The organism is Pseudomonas sp. CFII68 (assembly GCF_000416195.1).
GTDB classification, from domain to species: domain Bacteria; phylum Pseudomonadota; class Gammaproteobacteria; order Pseudomonadales; family Pseudomonadaceae; genus Aquipseudomonas; species Aquipseudomonas kilonensis.
On record NZ_ATLN01000123.1, the window covers coordinates 116,647 to 132,553 of the forward strand.

Here is a 15,907-nt window from a genome sequence, read left to right on the forward strand (position 1 = left end):
AAGATTTCCTGGCTATATTCAGCAGCCTCAGCGGACGGATAACCGGGACCACCCGGAGACACGCCTGATGAGCGAGCTTTTTTACAACGCCGTGCCGAACGCGACCCGTGTCGCCCCGCCATTGCCCGAACCTCGGCAGTACCCCAGCGAAAAACCGCAACGGGTCTACCTGTTCGGCACTTGCGTGGTGGACCTGTTCTATCCCGAAGCTGGGATGGATGCGATTCATCTGCTGGAGCGCGAAGGAATCCGGGTGGACTACCCGCAAGGGCAAAGTTGCTGCGGCCAACCGGCCTACACCTCGGGCTACACCGAGCAGGCGCGGACGGTGGCACGGGCGCAGTTGGCCCTGTTTGCCGAAGACTATCCGGTGGTCGTGCCCTCGGGCTCCTGCGCCGGCATGCTGCGCGAGCATTACGCCGACCTGTTCAAGGACGAGCCGCAAACCCTCAAGCAGGTCCAGGCCCTGGCGGCCCGGACCTATGAGCTGGCTGAATTCCTGCTGTTTGTCTGCAAGGTGCAGTTGAATGACAGCGGTGAGCCAGTGAAGGTCGCGCTGCACACGTCCTGCTCGGCACGGCGTGAAATGAACACCCACCTGCACGGCCGCGCGTTGTTGGCGCAGTTGCGCAATGTGGAGCGAGTCGAACACAGCCACGAAAGCGAATGCTGTGGTTTTGGTGGGACGTTCAGCGTTCGCATGCCGGATATTTCCGGCGCGATGGTGGCCGACAAGACCCGAGCGCTGAAGGAATCCGGCGCGCACAAGGTCATCAGCGCCGATTGTGGCTGCCTGATGAACATCAACGGCGCACTGGAAAAACAGCAGGAGGCGCTACGCGGCCAGCACCTGGCGAGCTTCCTCTGGCAGCGTAGCGGAGGTGTCGCATGAGCACGCCGACGCTGATTCCGACCGTTGAGGTGCAGGAAGATTTTCGCGCCCGAGCCCACAAGGCCCTGGGCGACACGCAACTGCGAAACAACTTTCGCAGCGCGATGGATTCACTGATGACCAAACGGGCAACGTCCTTCAGCGATGCCCACGAAAGAGAACACCTGCGTGTGCTGGGCAATGCCGTCCGCGCCCGTGCGTTATCGAAGCTGCCCGACCTGCTCGAGCAACTTGAAAGCAACCTGACCCGCAACGGTGTGAACGTGCACTGGGCGGAAACGGTGGACGAAGCCAACGGCATCGTCCTCTCGATCATCCGCGCTCACGAGGCGCGGCAAGTGATCAAGGGCAAATCGATGGTCAGCGAAGAGATGGAGATGAACCATTTCCTCGAGGCTCGGGACATTGAATGTCTTGAGTCCGACATGGGGGAATACATCGTCCAGCTCGACCACGAGAAGCCTTCACACATCATTATGCCGGCGATCCACAAGAATGCCGGTCAGGTCGCGTCCTTGTTCCACGACAAACTCGGCGTGGAGTACACCAAGGACGTTGACCAACTCATTCAGATCGGTCGCAAGGTATTGCGGCAGAAATTTTTCGAGGCCGACATCGGCGTCTCCGGCGTCAACTTCGCCGTCGCCGAAACCGGCACGCTGCTGCTGGTGGAAAACGAAGGCAACGGGCGGATGTCCACCACCGTGCCGCCGGTGCACATTGCCGTGACCGGCATCGAAAAAGTCGTCGAGAACCTGCGCGACGTCGTGCCACTGCTGTCGCTGCTGACCCGTTCGGCCCTCGGCCAGCCCATCACCACCTACGTCAACATGATCTCCGGCCCGCGCAAGGCCGACGAACTGGACGGCCCCCAGGAAGTCCACCTGGTCCTGCTCGACAACGGTCGCAGCCAGGCGTTTGCCGACAGCGAACTGCGCCAGACCCTGAACTGCATTCGCTGCGGCGCGTGTATGAATCATTGCCCGGTCTATACACGAATCGGCGGTCATGCCTACGGCGAGGTTTACCCGGGACCCATCGGAAAAATCATCACGCCGCACATGGTCGGCCTGGCCAAGGTGCCGGACCACCCGAGCGCGTCTTCACTGTGCGGTGCCTGCGGTGAAGTGTGTCCGGTGAAGATTCCGATTCCGGCTTTGCTCCGGCGGCTGCGGGAAGAAAACGTCAAGGCGCCGGACAGCCCCCATCAGGTGATGCGCGGCCAGGGCAGCAAATACTCGCCCAAGGAACGCTTCATCTGGAATGCCTGGGCTCGGCTCAACAGTTCGCCACGGTTGTATCGGCTGTTCGGGTTCCTCGCCACGCGCCTGCGCGCCCTGACGCCCAACAACATCGGCCCATGGACCCAGAACCACAGCGCCCCCAAACCCGCCGCCCGCTCATTGCATGACCTGGCCCGCGAACACCTGAACCAGCAGGGAGACCGCCGATGAGCGCCAAGGACAATATCCTCGCCAAGCTGCGTAAAAGCCTGACCGGCGCCACGCCCGTTGCCGACAACTTCGACGTCGAGCTGGTGACGCAAACCTATCGCTATGCGCCCGAGGAGCGTATCCCGCAATTGCGCAAGCTGATGGAGGCGGTGCACACCGAAATCCATCTGACGTCCGACGAAGGCTGGCCGGCCCTGCTCGCGCAATTGCTGCGCGACCGTCAATTGCCGAGCCTGCTCATCGCCCCGACCACCGCGCACGGGGAAAAAATCACACAGTTCTGGGCGAACCATCCGGACCTGCCAACCCTCAAGGCCTACGACCGCCCGGTAGAAGAGTGGAAGGCCGAGTTGTTCAACGACACCCCCGCCAGCCTCACCGGAACCCTTGGCGCCATCGCCGCCACCGGCAGCCTGATTCTCTGGCCAACCCGGGAAGAGCCGCGACTGATGAGCCTGGTGCCACCGGTGCATTTCGCCCTGCTCAAGGCCAGCGAGATCCGTGACAACTTCTATGAAGTGCAGCAGGAATTCGAGTGGGCCCAAGGCATGCCCACCAACGCCCTGCTGGTATCGGGCCCGTCGAAAACCGCCGACATCGAGCAAATCCTGGCCTATGGCGCTCATGGTCCGAAGGATCTGGTGGTTTTGATTCTGGAGGACCAATGACCCTTCCGGCCCCTTTCCTACACGACGTCCAACAACTGATCCCGCAGAAACGCCGTTTCGACGATCCGCTGTCGACCTTGGCCTTCGGCACCGACGCCAGTTTCTACCGGTTGATTCCGAAACTGGTGGTGCGCGTCGAATCCGAAGATGAAGTGATTGCGCTGCTGAAACTGGCCCAACGCGACCAGGTCCCGGTCACGTTCCGCGCCGCCGGCACCAGCCTGTCCGGGCAAGCCATCAGCGACTCGGTGCTGATTGTGCTGGGGGATAACTGGAACGGGCGCGAGGTTCGCGAGCAAGGCCTGCAGATTCGTTTGCAGCCCGGCGTGATCGGCGCCCAGGCCAACGCCTGGCTGGCGCCGTTCGGGCGCAAGATCGGCCCAGATCCGGCGTCGATCAATGCCTGCAAAATCGGCGGCATCGTCGCCAACAACGCCAGCGGCATGTGCTGCGGCACGGCGCAGAACACCTATCACACCCTGGCCGGCATCCGCCTGGTGCTGGCCGATGGCACGCGCCTGGATACCGAAGACGACAGCAGCGTGGCGGCTTTTCGTACGAGCCATGGCGAACTGCTGGAACGCCTGGCGACTTTGGGCCGCGAGACCCGCGCCAACACTGAACTGGCTGCGCGAATCCGGCATAAATACCGTCTGAAAAATACCACCGGCCTGTCACTCAATGCCCTGGTGGATTTCGATGAGCCTGTGGATATCTTGAGCCACCTGCTGGTCGGCTCCGAAGGCACCCTCGGCTTCATCAGCGCGGTGACCTACAACACCGTTATCGACCATCCGAACAAGGCTTCGGCCCTGATTGTGTTCCCCGATGTGGAGACCTGCTGCAACGCCGTCACCGTGCTGAAAAGCCAGCCAGTCTCGGCCGTGGAGCTGCTGGATCGCCGCAGCCTGCGCTCGGTGCAGGACAAACCGGGCATGCCGGATTTCGTACAGCATCTGTCGACCAATGCCTGCGCCTTGCTGATCGAATCCCGCGCCGCTTCCTCGTCCTTACTGCAAGAACAACTGGCCCGGATCATGGCCTCCCTGGCCGGTTTCCCGGTGGAAAAACAGGTCGACTTTACCGAAGACCCGCGGGAAAACGCCCGGCTCTGGGCGATCCGCAAAGACACCTTTCCAGCCGTCGGGGCAGTACGCAAAACCGGAACCACGGTAATCATCGAAGACGTGACCTTTCCGGTGGAACAACTGGCCATTGGCGTGAACCGCCTGATCGAGCTGTTCGACAAACATCACTACGACGAAGCGATCCTTTTCGGACACGCGCTGGAAGGCAATCTGCACTTTGTCTTCACCCAAGGCTTCAACAACCCTGAAGAAGTCGCACGCTACCAGGCGTTCATGGACGACGTGGCGCAGTTGGTGGCAGTGGAATTCGGCGGCTCGCTGAAAGCCGAACACGGCACCGGACGCAACATGGCGCCGTTCGTCGAACTGGAATGGGGCAGTGACGCCTATCAGTTGATGTGGCAGCTCAAACGCCTGCTCGATCCCAACGGCATCCTCAACCCGGACGTGGTGCTCAGCGAAGACCCGCAGATCCACCTCAAGCACCTCAAACCGCTGCCGGCCGCCGATGAAATTGTGGATAAGTGCATCGAGTGCGGTTTTTGCGAGCCGGTGTGCCCGTCCAAGGACCTGACCTTGAGCCCGCGCCAGCGCATCGTGATCTGGCGGGATATCCAAGCCAAAAAACGCGCCGGCACGGACACCACCGAACTGGAACGTGCCTACCAATACCAGGGCATCGATACCTGCGCCGCCACGGGCCTGTGTGCACAACGTTGCCCGGTAGGCATCAATACCGGCGAGCTGGTGAAAAAACTGCGCAGCCGTGACGCGACGAAGACGAAAACCGCCAACTGGATTGAAGGAAATTTCGCCACCACATTGCAAGGCGCGCGCTTCGTCCTGCACGTCGCCAACGGTGCGCGCATGCTGCTGGGCGCGCCTCGCCTGGCGAGACTGTCGGCCTCATTGACGCGCCTGTCCAAGGGCCAGGTGCCACAGTGGACCAACGCCATGCCCCAGCCGGAAAAGGCCATCCGTTTCAGCCCCGCCGTGTCGGACGAACGTCCGAGAGTCGTGTACCTGGCGGCATGCGTGTCGCGGGTCATGGGCCCGGCAGCAGCGGACAAGGAGCAGATGTCGCTGTACGACAAGACCCGCAGCCTGCTGGAAAAGGCCGGTTATCAGGTGGTCTTTCCAGACAATGTGGACAGCCTCTGCTGCGGCCAACCCTTTGCGTCCAAAGGCTACACGGAACAGGCCGAGCATAAACGCCAGGAACTGATCGGCGCCTTGCTGCACGCCAGTCGCGGCGGGCTCGACCCAATCTACTGTGACACCAGCCCCTGCACATTGCGGCTGGTCCAGGACCTTGGCGACGTGCGCCTGGACCTGTATGACCCGGTGCGCTTCATCCGCACCCATCTGATGGATCGTCTCGACTTCACCCCCCAAGAAGCGCCCATCGCCGTGCACGTCACGTGCAGCACGCAGCACCTTGGCGAAAGCCAGGCGCTGATCGACCTGGCGCGCCAGTGCAGTAAAAACGTGGTCATCCCCGAAGGCATCCATTGTTGCGGTTTCGCCGGCGACAAGGGCTTCTCCACGCCAGAGCTCAATGCCCACTCGCTGCGCTCACTGAAGGACGCGGTACAGCATTGCAACGAAGGGATTTCCACCAGCCGCACCTGTGAGATCGGTCTTACCCAACACGGCGCAATTGACTACCACGGGCTGGTGTATCTGGTAGACCGTGTCACCCGTCCCAAACCCGCCAACGGTGAGGGCCCGACGATGGGACTCGAAGAAAAATCGAATTCCTGCGCGTCGCTGTAGTCACTTGAATAGGCCCGGCTGCGCTGGGCCATCCACCGACTCGGCCTGGCCGCGACTGTCCAGCGGCACCGAGACCCTACGTTCAAGGAGATACACATGAAGCGCACCGCACTTGCTGGCTTGTTCATTTCCGCTGCGATGTTGGCCTCTCCGGTGTTTGCAAATAGCCAGGCAGACCTTTGCCAGATCAATCTGCAAAAAATCAGGGATGCGAAAGTCAGCACCGAGCAGATGAGCGAAAGCATGAAAACCGATATCGACGCCACCGTCGGGCAGGCAACGGCCGAACAAGCCAAAGGCACCGAGGAAGGCAGCAAGAATTGCATCTCGCTGACCACCCAAGCTCTTCAGAAATTGCAGAACAACACCAAAGGCGATCAGCAGTAATGTCGCGTGCGGCCAACCTTCGGGTTGGCCTCAGACGCGGATTGGCGTACACTGCAAATGCCTGCCACTCCTCCAGCTTCATGGAGTGACAGGTTCGGGGCCGTTTAGGATTCGACGCCGGTTGCGAAACTTTAGGTGCATGCCGAGTTGGTAACAGAACTCGTAAATCCACTGTTGCAACTTCTATAGTTGCCAATGACGAAAACTACGGCCAGGAATTCGCTATCGCTGCGTAAGCAGCCTTAGACCTGAGCTTCTGGTACCTTCGGGTCCAGCAATCATTAGGGGATGTCCGTAAACCCAAAGTGATTGTCATATAGAACGGAATCGCCGTGCAGTACGTTGTGGACGAATCGGCTAAAACTTACACAACTCGCCCAAAGCACCCTGCCCGTCGGGTCGCTGAGGGTTAACTTAATAGACACGGCTACGCATGTAGTACCGACAGCGGAGTACTGGCGGACGGGGGTTCAAATCCCCCCGGCTCCACCACTTCATCATCTAAAGACGTCCACGGACGTCTTTTTTTGTGCCTTAAAACCAGCAAAATCAAGGGTTTAAGCGCTACTGGGCGCTGGAGAGGTTTTTTGAGTTCCAGCCGTTTGGGTATTCCAAATGGTATTCCAAGCCATCCGGTGCTATTTTTTGGAATACCAAAACGGTGTCAGAGGTAGCTCTCATGCCCGCTCCAGCCCTTCGCCTTTCCGACCGCCAGCTCAAGGCAGTCAAGGCAAAAGACAAGGATTACGTCCTCAGCGATGGTGACGGCCTTCAGCTCCGAGTCAGGAGCAATGGCTCGATGCTGTGGAACTTCAACTACCGCGAGCCGGTAACCAAAAATCGTATCAATATGGGGCTGGGCACATACCCAGAGCTCTCGCTAGCGAACGCCAGGAAGAAAGTGGTGGAAGCACGCGAGCTGCTTGCACAAGGCATTGATCCCAAGGTGCAACGCAATGCACAGGACGAAGCCAAACGAGCGGAGACGGAACATACGTTCGAGAACGTGGCCACCGCCTGGTTCGAGCTGAAGAAGGACGCCGTCACGCCGGCGTACGCCGAAGACATTTGGCGATCGCTCACGCTGCATGTATTTCCAGACCTGAAAACAACGCCGCTCTCGAAAATTACCGCCCCGATGGTCATCGAACTGCTTCGCCCAATCGAGGCCAAAGGCAGCCTCGAGACAGTGAAGCGATTGAGCCAACGGCTCAACGAGATCATGACCTACGGGGTGAACTCCGGGTTGATTTTCGCTAACCCCCTCAGTGGCATTCGGGCGGTATTCAAGAAACCCAAGAAACAGAACATGGCCGCGCTACGACCCGATGAGCTTTCCGAGCTCATGATCGAAATCGCGAACGCCAGCATCAAGCGGATCACCCGCTGCCTGATCGAATGGCAACTGCACACTATGACCCGTCCTGCCGAAGCGGCTACCGCCCGATGGGTAGACATCGACTTTGACAAACGCATCTGGACCATCCCGCCGGAGCGCATGAAAAAGCGTCGCCCGCATACCATCCCGCTGACCGAACAGGCACTCGCGTTACTGGAGGCGCTCAAGCCCCACAGTGGTCACAGGGAATACGTGTTCCCGGCAGATAGAAATCCGCGCACCCACGCCAATAGCCAGACCGCCAACATGGCGTTGAAACGCATGGGCTTCCAGGACCGCTTGGTCAGCCACGGCATGCGCTCCATGGCCAGCACCATCCTGAACGAGCATGGCTGGGATCCGGAGCTGATCGAAGTCGCGCTGGCGCATGTCGACAAGGATGAAGTCCGAAGCGCTTACAACCGAGCTGACTACATCGAACGCCGGCGTCCGATGATGGCCTGGTGGAGTGAGCACATCCAGAAAGCGGCCACTGGCAACCTGTCGGCATCTGCGATCAATCAAACCAGGGACCACAACAACGTGCCGATACGGTGAGCGCTCACCGGACGCCGCCAGTAACCGAGAATGACTCCCCAGATGGAGTGATGGTTGATTTGGCGACAGCGGCGACACCGGCGACAACCCGCGTAATACCTGGCCTGCTGCATGGCGACAGAAGTGGCGACTGTCGCCGTTACAAGTCTCGCTCGTGGGGCTTTCTCGGCCAAGCCCACGCGAGCGGGAAGGCTCCGCATTCCCACTCGCATGGGCTCACATTAAAAACCGACGAACGACCACCCGGCCATGGAAAACCACCGGTTTCCAAGGTCTTCCACCGTTACCGATTGGCGCAACAACCGCCCCCAAAATACGGTTGACCGCGAGCAGAACGAGCGCTAAACCAGAACCGTACCAGCGCTGTCCTCGACAGCACCCAGGTAGCCAGAACCTTTGAGGCTACGCCACATCATGGTGGTTCACCCCAAGTGCGATTAGCGTCCGGCGGCTCGCACAGTCACAGCGATGTGATGGATGCCACTTCTTCCAGAATGCCCACTGCGGCAACTCATGCCCCCTCCTGGCTGCTCTGCAGCAACTTATCCGCTTGGCTATTCTTGCGCCAACCTTTTGCCCGTCTCTTTGCCCCCTAAAGAGACGGGCGCATATCACACTTCTGCAGCCCTGATCGCACGGGCCTTTGCGGCTTTCCCCCTCGTGACAATCGGCGTGACAAACACCGAATGCTCACTCGCCACAGCGATGCCGATGATGGTGCCGCAGCCCATGAAATGGACTGCACCTGACTGACAGTCAGGCATGCCCCAGTCATCGCATCACTGCCTTCACCCGACTCAGGATCTCGCGATACCGGTCTCGTCAGCCAGTGCAGCCTCCACCCGCCCACCGCTATCGGTGTTCAGGAGGCCAGATCATGAGATGCCCAAGCTCCCGGTCGTAAAGAGCCGCCAGTCCCGCGTTAGTGGACAACCCTCACAGGTCGCAGGGGCCTTGATCCCTGATAACACTCAACAACCGTGGCGGGATGAGTGAGGACGAAGTCGATAATCTCAGGAGAATTGTGATGCAACAGTGCGAAGCGTTCGAGCCACCACAACCATTGCTGGAATACCAGCAGGCGCCACTGCCCTACCCGGTCGAAGCATTGGGGGATCTGTTGAGCCCTGCGGTCGAGCGACTGGCCCAGGTGATCGGCGTGCCCTGCGCAATGGCGGCACAATCGGTGCTGGCCAGCGCAGCCCTGGTGAGTCAGGGTCATGCCAATGTCGAACTCGATGGCCGAACCTATCCATTGTCCCTCTACCTACTGACGGTGGCGTCCTCGGGTGATCGCAAAAGCGCGGTGGATCATTTGGCACTGAAGGCGGCGCGCGACTGGGAACGACAGCAGTGGACCCTTTATGCGGAAAAGCTCAAAGCCTATCGCGCCGCTACCAGCATCATGGCCAAACCCAAAACCTCAACGGAGCGTGCAGAGGCGAAAGGCGGTGAGCTGTCCGAGCCCGTACCGCCGAGACTGATCATTGCCGAGCCCACCATTGAGGCCCTGGTCAAAAGTCTGTGCAATGGCTTGCCCAGCATGGGCTTGTTCAATGATGAAGGTGGCCAGTTCTTGGGCAGCAGCACCATGAGCAAAGAGAATCTGCTCAAGGCGATCACCACCTTGTCGACACTGTGGGATGGCAGCCCGATCGACCGGGCGCGCTCCATGGCCGGAGAAAGCCTGCGCGCCTATGACCGCCGCCTCAGCCTGCACCTGATGCTGCAACCCTACCTGGCCAACCAGCTGTTCAAAGACCCGGTGATCAATGGCCAAGGCATCCTGGGCCGTTGCCTGATCAGTTGGCCCGAGCGCCTGGCCGGCCAGCGACTCTACAAGGCGATCGACCTGACCCGAGATGCCAAAGTCCAGCGCTACCAACAGCGGATCACCGCCCTGCTGCAACAGCCCTGGTCGCTTCACCAGGATGGCTCACTCAATCCCGCCACGCTGGAACTGACAGCCCGTGCCCGTCGGGCCTGGATTGATATTCACGACACCATCGAGTGCCAGTCTGGCGAGTTCGGCGAGCTGGCCGGCGTCCAGCCTGTCGCGAGCAAGGCCGCGGCGAATGTACTGCGTATCGCAGGCGTGCTGGCCATGGTTGAAGAGGCTAGTGCCTTGGACGAAGCACACATCCAGCGCGCCTCCACGCTGATGGATTACTACCTGGCCGAGATTCAGCGCTTGACCGAACAAGAGCCGGTCAATAGCCGACGCGAGGAAGCGGATCGGCTGCTGCGCTGGCTGGTACAGAAAGGCTGGACCCACTTCACCGTCCGTGACGTCAATCGCAACGGTCCTCGTTTTGCCCGCAAGAGCGCTGACCATACCGCTTCTTTATTCGTCGAGCTGATCACTCATAGCTGGCTGAACAGCCGCGATGGAAGAACCTTCGAGGTCCGCCATGTTTCGCCTCAATGACGCGGTGCGCCGCTACCAAGCGCAACATCAACCACAACCTGAATCACGGCGTGTCGCCGCCGCTGTCGCCACCCTGTCGCCACGCGCCAGGCCAGAAACGACACGGGTTGTCGCCACTGTCGCCGCTGTCGCCACACCCCCCATGGAGCCTGCCAACCTCGCCCTGCTGATCGAGCAACTGCGCGAAGAAGGGGCACTGCTGCAACACCAGGAGAACGCCCTCCTGATCCGCCCGACACACTGGCAGCAAGTCGACAGGCTCAGCCCCCACTGGAAAGCCGTGCTGCTCTTTCTGCAAACAAACGAAAACGGTGATGACAATGGCACTGGTCGGTCGGCGTGATGGTCGCAACTTTGGCTACGGTCGTCAGCTGAGCTACGCTGGCCCACAAGCGCTCAAGGATCTGTTTGCCGGTGGCCACTTCGCCACGGTCAAAGCGCATAGTGATCGCTGGCAAGCGTTCGTGCGTTGGTGTCGGTCAGAGGACGGCCCCGGTTACAACGATGCGCGCCAGATCGATCGAAGGACACTGCAAGACTACGCCGCTTACCTGCGCCAGCAGATCCAGCAAGGTGAACTCTGCATTGCTACCGCACAGAACCGCCTGAGCAGCGTTAATCGCACCCTCGCCGCGCTGCGCGGTGATCAGAACCTGAGGATCGCCAGCCCAAGTCAGGCGTTGGGACAGAAGCGTTCGACCGTACGCACCCGCGCGCCAGATGGGCAAGACCACCAACAGGTGCGGCGAGTGATTGAGGCGCTTGGCGAACAGCAACACGAGCGGGTGGCAACGATTGTCCTTTTGGCCCGAACAACCGGCATGCGCCTGCGCGAAGCGATCCTGGCTGACCTGCCACGACTGCAACGCGAAGCCGAACACTTAGGCCGCATCAACATCCAGGACGGCACCAAAGGCGGCCGTTCAGGGGCATCAGCGCCGCGATGGGTTGTGGCTAATGAAGAGGTGAAGGCGGCGCTGCAGTTGGCTCGTCATGCGTCGCCGCCCCATAGCCGCAACTTGCTGGCCCGAGACGAAAGCTACGCCGCGTTCCTGCAACAGACCGTGCTCCCCGCACGCAACATGCTGCATGAACAAGGGCTGAAGGGTTTCCATGAACTGCGAGCGGCCTACGCCTGCGAGCGTTACGAACAGCTCACGGGCCACGCCGCCCCGGTCAACGGCGGCCATTGCTATCGCATTGACCGCGACCTTGATCAGCAGGCGCGCCAACAGATCAGCGTTGAGCTCGGGCATAACCGGATCGATGTGGTTTCGGCCTACATTGGAGGTCGAGCGTGACCAAGCCCTTTGATATGACGCTGTTCCTGAGCGGTGTACTGACCGGCTCGAAGGCCACTCAGCGACGCCACCTTCGCCAGGCCCGAATCATGCAAGCGACCATTCAACAGCGATGGCAGCGAGACAATCCCTGGACCTGGCGGCTCAAGCATGTGCGCTGGTTTCTCACTCAGCACCTGAAAGATCACTCCGACGCCACCCGGTATTACTATCGACTCACCGCTCTGCTGATCTGGAAGCGATTGGGCAACAGCCAAAGATTGCCTATGGGCCAAACGAATAATACTGATCAGCCTTTGCCTTGAGACACTGCGCCCGGTCGGCTTGTCTGCGGCCCAAAGCGGACCTTCGCCCAGTCCGTTTTGGGTCACTGTTGTCAGAGCAAAGCTATCTGCTCTGAACAGGAATCTTGCCAGTGAGGGTCAGAGGCCAGCCCCAGCGAAAAGCGCAGAAAGCAATTCTGCTGATGCGGCCTCCCAAGTATGGCCGTCCATTATTTTTTGCAGATCGACTGTCCGCTTAAAAGCCGCGTTGCGATCTCGGAGTACGAAATCAAGCGCTTTGCACCACTCGTCGGCAGATTCTTCGCAGTCGTCCACCGTTCTTACAACGTACTGCTGAAATTGACTTGCGCTCGTGATCTTAGTCTTGAGAAATTCCGCAAAGCCACTTTTATTGCTAACTAGGATTGGCGTTCCGACTTGAAGAGCTTCCAGCGACACCAGGCCGAAACCTTCTCGCCGAGATGGCATGAGTAGAACCGATGCACGCCGTAGATCCTGCTCAATGGCATCGACGTCTGCAGAATACTCTTTGACACGGATGGAGAGATCGCTCGGATAGACAAGCTTCCGAAGCGTATCTCTTAGACTCGTCCCCGTCCCCAAGGGAGCGCCCCGGACAACGAGCTCAGGCGGGGACTCGAACTCGGACCCTGAATCCAATAGTTTGGCCATGGCTAGTGCGGCAATATCCAGTCCCTTCAGCTCCATATCCTCGGCTCGGCCTAAGACTAGGCAGAGAATGCCCGGAGGGGGACTCCTAGAAACGATATCGTGTAAGCCTGGGGTATATTGGTGCAGTTTCGGGGACGGTTCGAGGGCGGCTAACAGATTGCCGCACTCCAGATGAAGGCGCGGTCCAACGGCCGCAACTAAGTCTGCCTCTTTACAGAGATTTAGCTCAATTGCTTCACGTTGCTCTGCCGTCTGGGCTGCATCCTCCTTCCCCTTGTACCACTCGATTTCGCCAGGAGCCATATGAACGAAATGTACTCGCTTAGCGTCCGGAAATGAGTCTTCCTGCTGAACCTTAGCCGCATATCCTGTGATACGACCATGTCCCACTACAACATCAGGAACAAAATCATCCAACGGCAGCTTACGCATCAAACCACTGAAAGCATCTGCGCCTGTCACCCTTGATGCCGCCTTAAGTCGAACATTCTTGCGACCGGCAGCCTCCACCTCACTTGGTTGGGCTTCAGGTACGATACAAATAACTTCGTGCCCTAGATTCGCCAATGAAGTGCAGAGTTCTCTATTGAACGTGGAAAGTCCCCCCTGCTTTGCAGTCCACTCCGTAGCCATCACTAGAATTCGCTTATTCGAATATTCTTTCTCAGCTGCAGAACTTACAGAGCCATTCTCCCGCGCATGCAGGGTCGGTTCAATCCTCTGAGCTTGGCGTCCCAGCGGGGGAGTCGCCTTATTCGCCGGGATAGTCTTTTGTAGCTCCCAGATCGCCTCCAAATCAACACCATCGAAGGTTTGATTGGCAATTGCTTGATGCAGTAGATCATTGGCATCCGGGACTCGATCTTCTTTGAGGAACGCTTGAGTCAGCCCTCGGTAGAGCCAAATTAAGTTGTGCTTCGCAGGGACTCGTCGGATGCCTTCTTGCAATAATCCGATCGCCATTTCCGCTCTGTCCTGTTCCATGTACAGATCAGCAGCTTTTGCGTATAGGTTCGCAACATTTTTCTCGGCCGGAACATTGAGTATTCCTTCCTGCAGTAAAATCAGTGCATCTGATGATCTGTTGTCGCTCGCGAGAAGTGCTGCTCCGTAGTGATATAGAGAAAATCTTTTGTCTTGCATTGGAACGGAGTCCAGAGCTTTGTAAATGGTATCAATCGCCCTTGGCTTATCGCCACTTTGCTCTAGAAGTTGCGCCAACAGCACCCAGTTATCTGCGGGAGCCCTGCGACCAGATGTCGATATACGCGCGTGCGTGATCGCGCTCTGAAGATCACCCGTTTTATTACGGGCCCGCAAACACCTAGCCATGTAATAGTGCAAGCCACCCGGAGCGTCATTTTCGAGTAAAATAGTGAGTATTCCGATGCGTTCATTTAGAACATCCGGATGCCCCGGAACGGGCGAAAAACTGGACATTTCCGCGAGGGCAACATCCATCATTTGGACGAGCAATTGCCTTAATTCTTCGTTCCGGCCTGCGTGGTAAAGATGATAACGAGCCTCAGCAAATGAGTTAACAAGGCGAGAATTGAAACCACTTACATCGCGAGATTTTAGAGGTCTAACGTAATACTCGGCTGCTCGCGCGTGCGCCTGCTTAAAGTCGGACTCATGATCTTTGAGGTGCGCGAGCCCGATTTCCCGTACGACTGCTTGAACGGAGTACCAACCTGCAACATGCTTCAAGAGGAAGTGAGCCACAAGCGCGTGAGCCAACTGCCTACTCTCCTCACGCTTTCCGTCGCACAGCAATTGGAACACAGCTTGCTCAAAGTTCTTCCTGTGCACACTGAGCAGCAACAGTCGCCTGTAGTGTTCAGGGCTCAGCCTTAAAATAGAGCGCTCTAGTAAATCCTTTTCTAGCTTAAGCAAAAAACCACGGGAGACGCTGCGGTCTTCTACAGACCAGAATCCAGGGTGGCGACCGATTACGTCATCCAACGACTCAAAGGCAAGCGTTGAAACCAGTGTTTCGATGGCTCTCGGATTTCTTCCTAACGCTTGGACGAGGTCTGTCTTACGTTCGCCTTCGACGGCGTCAGGGATTTTTGCATCCGACAGGCGATCCTCAAGTAGTCCGACGGCGTCATCGACCTCCAGTTCGTCAAGCTTCTTGATTGGTATATCAGTCGACCAGCGTCCTTGCTCCAGTAAACGGTCACTCAGCAGCAGCAGCCGGCCTTGGTGTCCACGAATAGATCCTATTGAAGACAAAACCGCTGCGACCTCTTCGATTGGCTCTCCGGTGTCGTTCTTGAAAAGTCGCTGAATGTCATCAATGACGATGAGCACCTTATTCCGAAGCGCACGATCAAGCGCGCGGGGAAGGTTCATTTCGCGACCTGTCAGCAGAGCCGCTTCCATATCGGGCAGATGGCAATGACTGCTTAAGTTGGCAGCTAGGTCAATGAAGAGATCAGTCAGCGAAGGATCGGGCCGACTCGTAACCTCTTCGAAACAGGTTAAAAATGTGCCCTCCCTCTTGGCGACTTCGCACAAATCGGCGGCAAGCGCAGTCTTTCCGACTCCTGGAGATCCTTGGATGAAGCATATGGGTGGGCCTTCGCTAAGCCAGTGTGTCGCCAGCCAGTCAAGTAGCTGTTGTCGCTGCGCCCCGAAAACCTTCTTATGCATTTACCACTCCGATCCTTGTTCCGTAGCAGTGTCCAAGTGCCACATCATAACCGGAGACCGCACAGCTTCGCACTCGGATCTACGCCGTTAGGACGGATGCATCCCCCCAACGAAATTGCAGCCCTTCAGCACCGAGAGCCTGTGATTGTCCAGAACCAGAGCAAGGCAACCGCATCGCAAGTCCATTCAGCGCATGAGCGCTGCTTTCCCACCATCTGCAGCCAGCTTAATGCGCTGTTGGGAGCCGCCGACATGGCGAACGATAGATGATTAGCGAGAGCAGACTCGCATAATGTCATCGGGCAGGCATTCCTAGCTTGGCTGACTAATAGCCTGCGAAGGTCCGCTTAGGTCGACTACGGC

The 15,907-nt window shown here is 58.5% G+C and carries 11 protein-coding genes and 1 other RNA gene; 11 read left to right on the top strand and 1 reads right to left on the bottom strand.

The features are described from left to right. Nucleotides 1-67 precede the first annotated feature (67 nt). From CFII68_RS03435 to CFII68_RS03390, 11 genes are all read left to right on the top strand, one after another. Nucleotides 68-892, top strand: coding sequence for a (Fe-S)-binding protein (locus CFII68_RS03435; protein WP_018612901.1), 825 nt, complete (start codon nt 68-70; stop codon nt 890-892). After that, on the top strand, nt 889-2,346 hold the full coding sequence (locus CFII68_RS03430; protein WP_018612903.1) for a LutB/LldF family L-lactate oxidation iron-sulfur protein: 1,458 nt from the start codon (nt 889-891) through the stop codon (nt 2,344-2,346). The genes CFII68_RS03435 and CFII68_RS03430 overlap by 4 nt, the downstream gene beginning before the upstream one ends. Further along, on the top strand, nt 2,343-3,014 hold the full coding sequence (locus tag CFII68_RS03425; RefSeq protein ID WP_018612904.1) for a lactate utilization protein: 672 nt from the start codon (nt 2,343-2,345) through the stop codon (nt 3,012-3,014). Before CFII68_RS03430 ends, CFII68_RS03425 begins: the two co-directional genes overlap by 4 nt. Then, on the top strand, nt 3,011-5,878 hold the full coding sequence (locus tag CFII68_RS03420) for an FAD-binding and (Fe-S)-binding domain-containing protein (protein ID WP_018612907.1): 2,868 nt from the start codon (nt 3,011-3,013) through the stop codon (nt 5,876-5,878). Before CFII68_RS03425 ends, CFII68_RS03420 begins: the two co-directional genes overlap by 4 nt. 96 nt (nt 5,879-5,974) lie before the next feature. After that, the gene (locus CFII68_RS03415) at nt 5,975-6,265 is read left to right on the top strand and encodes a hypothetical protein (protein WP_018612910.1); all 291 of its coding nucleotides are present in this window, start codon (nt 5,975-5,977) and stop codon (nt 6,263-6,265) included. A gap of 96 nt (nt 6,266-6,361) precedes the next feature. Further along, nucleotides 6,362-6,757, top strand: a transfer-messenger RNA (tmRNA) gene (gene ssrA, locus CFII68_RS27220). Nucleotides 6,758-6,944: 187 nt separating this feature from the next. Then, entirely contained in the window at nt 6,945-8,201 is a 1,257-nt protein-coding gene (locus CFII68_RS03410) for an integrase domain-containing protein (RefSeq protein ID WP_033062892.1), read from the top strand. 1,027 nt (nt 8,202-9,228) lie between these two features. Beyond that, nucleotides 9,229-10,629 (top strand): YfjI family protein, encoded by a 1,401-nt coding sequence (locus CFII68_RS03405; RefSeq protein WP_018612913.1) that lies wholly within the window; start codon nt 9,229-9,231, stop codon nt 10,627-10,629. Then, complete coding sequence (locus CFII68_RS03400) at nt 10,613-10,972, top strand: hypothetical protein (protein WP_018612915.1); 360 nt, start codon at nt 10,613-10,615, stop codon at nt 10,970-10,972. The genes CFII68_RS03405 and CFII68_RS03400 overlap by 17 nt, the downstream gene beginning before the upstream one ends. Beyond that, nucleotides 10,950-11,930, top strand: a complete 981-nt coding sequence (locus CFII68_RS03395) for an integrase domain-containing protein (protein ID WP_018612917.1) — start codon at nt 10,950-10,952, stop codon at nt 11,928-11,930. Before CFII68_RS03400 ends, CFII68_RS03395 begins: the two co-directional genes overlap by 23 nt. Beyond that, on the top strand, nt 11,927-12,235 hold the full coding sequence (locus CFII68_RS03390; RefSeq protein ID WP_018612918.1) for a hypothetical protein: 309 nt from the start codon (nt 11,927-11,929) through the stop codon (nt 12,233-12,235). The genes CFII68_RS03395 and CFII68_RS03390 overlap by 4 nt, the downstream gene beginning before the upstream one ends. A gap of 117 nt (nt 12,236-12,352) precedes the next feature. On the opposite strand, the gene CFII68_RS03385 is transcribed toward CFII68_RS03390, so the two are convergent. Continuing rightward, nucleotides 12,353-15,544: a glycosyltransferase gene (locus CFII68_RS03385; protein WP_018612920.1), complete on the bottom strand. Its 3,192-nt coding sequence runs from the start codon at nt 15,542-15,544 to the stop codon at nt 12,353-12,355. Nucleotides 15,545-15,907: the final 363 nt, after the last annotated feature.